This is a genomic window from Methanobrevibacter sp. (assembly GCF_045112895.1).
GTDB lineage: Archaea > Methanobacteriota > Methanobacteria > Methanobacteriales > Methanobacteriaceae > Methanocatella.
The window spans coordinates 1-5699 of the sequence record NZ_JBGUIH010000034.1; the positions used below are offsets into that span (position 1 = coordinate 1).

General features: G+C 33.4%; 5 protein-coding genes. 3 read left to right on the forward strand and 2 right to left on the reverse strand.

Going from position 1 to position 5699, the window contains the following annotated elements; all coding sequences use genetic code 11:
* Positions 1-415: 415 nt before the first annotated feature.
* Positions 416-2482 carry a glycine--tRNA ligase subunit beta gene (gene glyS, locus ACJMLD_RS06700; protein ID WP_405269590.1) on the reverse strand — a complete coding sequence of 689 codons (2067 nt, stop codon included), beginning with the start codon at positions 2480-2482 and terminating at the stop codon, positions 416-418.
* A 38-nt stretch (positions 2483-2520) separates the two neighbouring features.
* The gene (glyQ, locus tag ACJMLD_RS06705; RefSeq protein ID WP_295591324.1) at positions 2521-3441 is read right to left on the reverse strand and encodes a glycine--tRNA ligase subunit alpha; all 921 of its coding nucleotides are present in this window, start codon (positions 3439-3441) and stop codon (positions 2521-2523) included.
* Between the two features lie 238 nt (positions 3442-3679).
* On the opposite strand from glyQ, the gene ACJMLD_RS06710 reads away from it, so the two are divergent.
* The 3 genes from ACJMLD_RS06710 (at position 3680) to ACJMLD_RS06720 (ending at position 5454) form a co-directional block, all read left to right on the forward strand.
* A complete protein-coding gene (locus ACJMLD_RS06710; protein WP_295591326.1) occupies positions 3680-4462 on the forward strand; it encodes a Bax inhibitor-1/YccA family protein in 783 nt (260 codons plus the stop codon).
* 137 nt (positions 4463-4599) lie between these two features.
* Positions 4600-4746 carry a hypothetical protein gene (locus tag ACJMLD_RS06715; protein ID WP_405269594.1) on the forward strand — a complete coding sequence of 49 codons (147 nt, stop codon included), beginning with the start codon at positions 4600-4602 and terminating at the stop codon, positions 4744-4746.
* A gap of 45 nt (positions 4747-4791) precedes the next feature.
* Positions 4792-5454, forward strand: coding sequence for a DNA-3-methyladenine glycosylase I (locus tag ACJMLD_RS06720; protein ID WP_405269598.1), 663 nt, complete (start codon positions 4792-4794; stop codon positions 5452-5454).
* Positions 5455-5699 lie beyond the last annotated feature (245 nt).

Sequence of the window (5699 nt, forward strand, 5' to 3'; positions counted from 1 at the left end):
CTTTTTTGAAAAATTTGTAAATTGTCGGAAATGATTTCCGATCATTTCTTTTCAGAGTCAAATTTGGCTCAATAAATATTTTTTAGTTAAGATTCATAAATCACGTTTCGTTCATGCGTAGACCCTGAATCTATTGCAATGCCTAAACATAACTATCTGAGTTATTTCGTATTTTTTAAGCAGTGAATTAAATTGTGACTGATATTATTAGTGCGAGTCTATGGAGTGGCTATTTCAATTAGTAAATATGCAACTTATTGACTTTCAATTTGAAAAAAATTATGAGATAATAGAAAAATGGAGCTTGGTGTATAGCTATTAATAATAGTTACAGTATGTTCTTTTGTTGTTAAATAAAGAGGTTTCATAAAAGTGTGCCATGTAGGCACACTTATTATTAATAGCAATATAATTATTACATTTGCAATAGAGAAATATCCGCTACATTTAAGAATAAATTTCTGAGATTTGATAGTATTGCTAAACGATTTATCTTTGTTTGTTCATCATCATCCATTACTCGTACATTATTAAAGAAATCATCGATTGGTTCTTTCAATGAGGATAATTTTGAGAGAATTGTTCCGTAATCCTTGTTATCAAAATACTCTTTTAGCTCCGATTTCAAACTAATAATACACTCTGCAAGGGATTTTTCTTGAGATTCTTTCAAGATATTTGAATTTATATTATTAGGTATTTCAGTTGTTAATTTTGTTAATATATTTGAAACTCGTTTGTTTGCTGCTACCAATGATGGTGCTGCAGAGGATGATAAGAACGAGTTAACAGCAACAACTCTTTTGTGGAAATCATAAGGTTCTGATGGTTTTCTTGCCAGTACCGCTAAGATTACATCAGTTCTTATTTCTTGATCTTGATAGTGAGCTTTAAATCTACCTAGAATATATTCAAAGACATCGGAGGTTACATTTGTATTGATTAATTTATCTCCGTACAGTTTTTTAGAATAATTAATCAAATCCAGTAGATCAAGTTTTAATTCCTTTTCTACAATAATTCTGATTACTCCAATAGATGCTCTTCTCAAACCAAATGGATCCTTGTCACCCTTTGGTGGCATATTTATGCCAAAAATACCAACTAGGGTATCAAATTTATCTGCCAAGCTTACAGAGTAAGAAACATCATTGGTTGGTAACTGATCGCCTGCAAATCTTGGTAAGTATTGTTCAAACAACGCAATCGCAACTTTTTCGTTCTCTCCATCGTGACGTGCGTAATGCATTCCCATTACACCTTGCGTATCAGTAAATTCCATTACCATATTTGTCATGAGGTCACATTTTGAAAGTAAACCAGCTCTAGCAGATAAATCAGCATCACCTTCGATTTTAGTTGCTATGTAAGAAGCTAATTTGGAAATTCTTTCCGACCGCTCCTTTAAAGTTCCTAATTGTTTTTGGAATAGAACAGAATCCAAACTTTCTAAACGATTAATTAATTTTATTTTTTTATCAGTGTTAAAGAAAAATTCAGCGTCTGACAATCTAGGCCGAACTACTCGTTCGTTACCTTTTATAACTTGAGAAGGATCTTTTGATTCAATGTTTGAAATAAATATGAAGTTAGGCAATAACTTTCCTTCTTTGTTGTAAACAGGAAAATATTTTTGATCTCCCTTCATGGTGTAAACTAAAGCTTCAGATGGAACTTTCAAAAACTTTTCTTCAAAAGTCGCTGTCAATAAGCACGGCCATTCTACGAGAGATGTAACTTCATCAATCAATGATTCATCTAAATCTGCAGTACCGTTTAGTTTATTAGCCTCGTTAATGATACTTGATTTGATTATGTTTCTACGTTCATTATAGTCAGCAATAACATAATTCTTACGTAGTACGTCAACGTATTCATCTGCGCTAGAAAGAGTTATTTCTGGTGAACCCATGTATCTATGGCCGCGAATCGTTGTTGAAGATTCTACACCTAGAATATTTGCGTGAATTAACTGTTCTCCAAACAAAATACATACAGTGTGTATTGGACGTACGAACTCATATTTGGTATCACCCCAATGCATTAGCTTAGGAATTGGTAAACTTTTAATGGCATTGCTTGTGAATTCTGGTATAAGTTCTGATGTGTTCTTTCCTGGAATATTAGCTTTGTATACTAACCATTCACCTTTTTCTGTTTTTAGAGTGTCAGCTTGCTCCACAGTAATTCCGTTTGACTTGGCCCAACCTTCTGCAGCAGGTGTTGGTTTACCGTTAATATAAGCGGCTGACAGTGAAGGACCTTTCTTTTCTATAATTTTATCAAGTTGCTTGGTAGCTGCATTTTTTATGATTACAGCCAATCTTCTTGGAGTAGCAAACCATTCTACCTTGTTGTAACTAATAGAATTGATTTGTAGATCCTTTTCAAAACTATTAGCAAAAGCTTCTGCTAATTTTTTTAATGCTTTTGGAGGTAATTCCTCTGTACCTAATTCGATTAATAAATTTTTATCTGTCATAACTTGTTAGTGGTTAAACATTTAAAGGTATAACCTTACTACTCCTTGCTGTTGTTTTTACACATAGGAAAACCTAATTTCTCGCGTGCTGCATAATAAGCTTCAGCAACTGCTTTAGATAACGTTCTGATTCTTAAAATGTATCGCTGTCTTTCTGTTACAGATATTGCATGTCTTGCATCAAGCAGATTAAAAGCATGAGCAGCTTTTAATATTCTTTCATATGCAGGGAGAGGAAGTTTATTTTCTAAATTTAACAAATAGTTACACTCTTTTTCATTTTGATCAAACCATTTAAATAGAAAATCAACATCCGCGTGTTCGAAGTTGTAAGTTGATTGCTCAACTTCATTTTGATGGAATATATCTCCGTATGTAACATCTCCATCTGGTCCGTGAGTCCAAATTAAATCGTAGATGCTGTTAACGCCCTGTATATACATTGCGAGACGTTCCAACCCATAAGTGATTTCTCCGGTAACAGGGAAGCATTCTAAGCCACCAACTTGTTGGAAATAAGTGAACTGACTTACTTCCATTCCGTTTAACCATATTTCCCAACCAAGACCCCATGCACCTAATGTTGGATTTTCCCAGTTATCTTCTACAAAGCGGATATCATGGATCGTTGGATCAAAGCCTAACTCTTTTAATGAATTTAAATACAATTCTTGGATGTTTTCTGGAGAGGGTTTTAAAACAACTTGAAACTGATAATAGTGTTGCAGTCTGTTCGGATTTTCACCATATCTTCCATCAGTTGGTCTTCTTGATGGTTGCACATAAGCGCAACGGTGAGGCTCTGGTCCAATGGCTCTCAGGAAAGTCATTGGATGTGAGGTTCCTGCACCTACTTCCATGTCAAAAGGTTGAGCAATGACACAACCTTGTCTCGACCAATAATCTTGTAATGTAAAAATCAACCCCTGAAATGTTTTTATATCATACTTATTAGGCATTTTTTAATCCAATTGATATGTTAACAGTAACCATAGTTTAATAATAAAATTAACATGAATTCTATCACATAATAGTTATTTAAACCAAAAATTAATCCGTTTAGTCTGTTAATCATGCCTATACATATGTATTATGTTTTTGCTTGGTGTATGTGTGCTCGGCGGTTTTAGATTTTATCTTGTCAAAAAAGAGGATTTTGATATTATTGAATTTGTATTTTAGGAAGGAGGCTTACAGATGGCTTTTAATTTAATATCGAAAAGCGGTTCTCCAGTGTTAACATCGCAAACGCTGGATGCAGCAAGGGATTATGACTTTAGTGATAACAATAGAGAAACCATGACAATGTCTGGTTTCTCTAACAAATTGATTATGCTGGTTGCAATTACTGCAATAATTGCAATGGCTCTGGTGAACGTTCTTGATGTTGGTTCATCAGTAATGTTGTCGTCAGTTTCAGCTATTGTTGGTTTTATTTTGGTTCTTGTTATGTCAATTAAACCAAATACCGCACCTTATATTGCTGTTCCTTATGCTGTTGCTGAAGGGTGTTTTTTGTCTGGGGTTGTTCTCTATGCAGAAACTCTGCTACCTGGTGTAGCTTTTAACGCATTGCTAGGAACTTTAGCGTTGTTGGTAGCTACTGTAGTATGTTACAGGACAGGTCTTATAAAGGTTAATGAAAAATTTCTTTCTATATTTAAGTTTGCTGTAGCTGGTGCTTTTGTTTATGTAATCCTTGGCTTGGTTTCATCTTTCTTTATGCAATCTGTCTATGAAGGTCTGTTTTCTTGGACAAAAGGTGGTTTATTAGGCATAGGTGTTTGCATTTTACTTATTGTATTCGGTGCTATGAGCTTAGTTTTGGATTTGTTTTTGGTTGAAGATGGTATTCAGAGAGGATTGCCAAAATCATATGAATGGTATTGTTCAATGAGTATACTAGTGACAGTTGTGTATATATACGTAAAAATATTAGAATTGATTATTAGAATTGCGTATTCATCATCGTCAGACTAGTGAATTGTTTTCTTGAATGGGATATTTAGATTATATGGCCGAATGATTTGATATCATTCGGCCATATTTGTATTGAGAATAGAAATTTGAAGGAAGAATAAAAAAATGTGGTATGACATTGTTATAATGAGAATTGGTTGAATATTTTGGAAATGTTGTTTACAGATAAATTGTTATTTTTGGATCTGTCGAGTGAAAAGATCAAGGACGGTTTAACATCCGAATGTTTAGGATTTGGAGTTGATGTTCGATACAAGTTTAAGCTATTTGTTAGGAAAGAATAAATAAGGATTGTAGTTAATTGAATGATGCTATAAAACGAGGTAAACATGTCAGTAGGTTGTAAATGGGCAGAAAAAAATCCTATTCTTCATGAATATCATAATCTAGAGTGGGGGCACCCTATAATTGATTCAATAGAATTGTTTGAAAGGTTGTGCTTACAATGTGTTGCTGCAGGTGGATTCAAAGGGAGAGAAAATAAAAAAACAAAAGAATTTGATATTGATGCAGCACAATTATCAGTGATTGAGGCTAGGGGTTTATACAGAGAGAAATTTCATAACTTTGATCCAAGAGAAATGTGCAACTTAACAGCTGATGATATTGATTCAATTGTTGAGAGCGAAATGGAAAGAGAAAGCGATTCAGATAGTTCTTTCAAAGGTTTGAGTAAGAATAAACAGAAATTAAAAGCTCTGATCAATAATGCAAAAGCTTTTATAAAAATGGAAGAAAATGGCGAGGATTTCTCTAAGTTTTGTTGGTCTTTCACCAATGATAAGATGATACTTGGAGGAACTAATTTGATAGATATTCCAAAATTCGCATCAGAGCTAAGTTCAGAACTGAAGAAGAAAGGATTTACGTATACAACTCCTTCAGTATGTTATGCGTTTATGCAAAGTGTTGGGATAATAAATGATCATTCCATAGACTGTCCTTTAAGGAATGAATGTATTGAAGAAGCGCAAATATTTGGTAAGCAGTAAAGATATTTGTTTTGATGATATGGATACACCTAAAAATCTATTGATTAAAACCGCAGAGTTAAGCGGTAATCTTGCGTATTATCGCAGTAAACACTTTTTATATTTAAGGAAAATGTTTAAAATTTGAACTAATATTCAATATTTAACAAAAAATCACTAAAAAGGTATTGCAAAGAAAAAAAAAGTTGGTAATATATGCACTCGTTGTCACGGCAAAAACGTGAAGTTCTTTAACAAAACAGTAA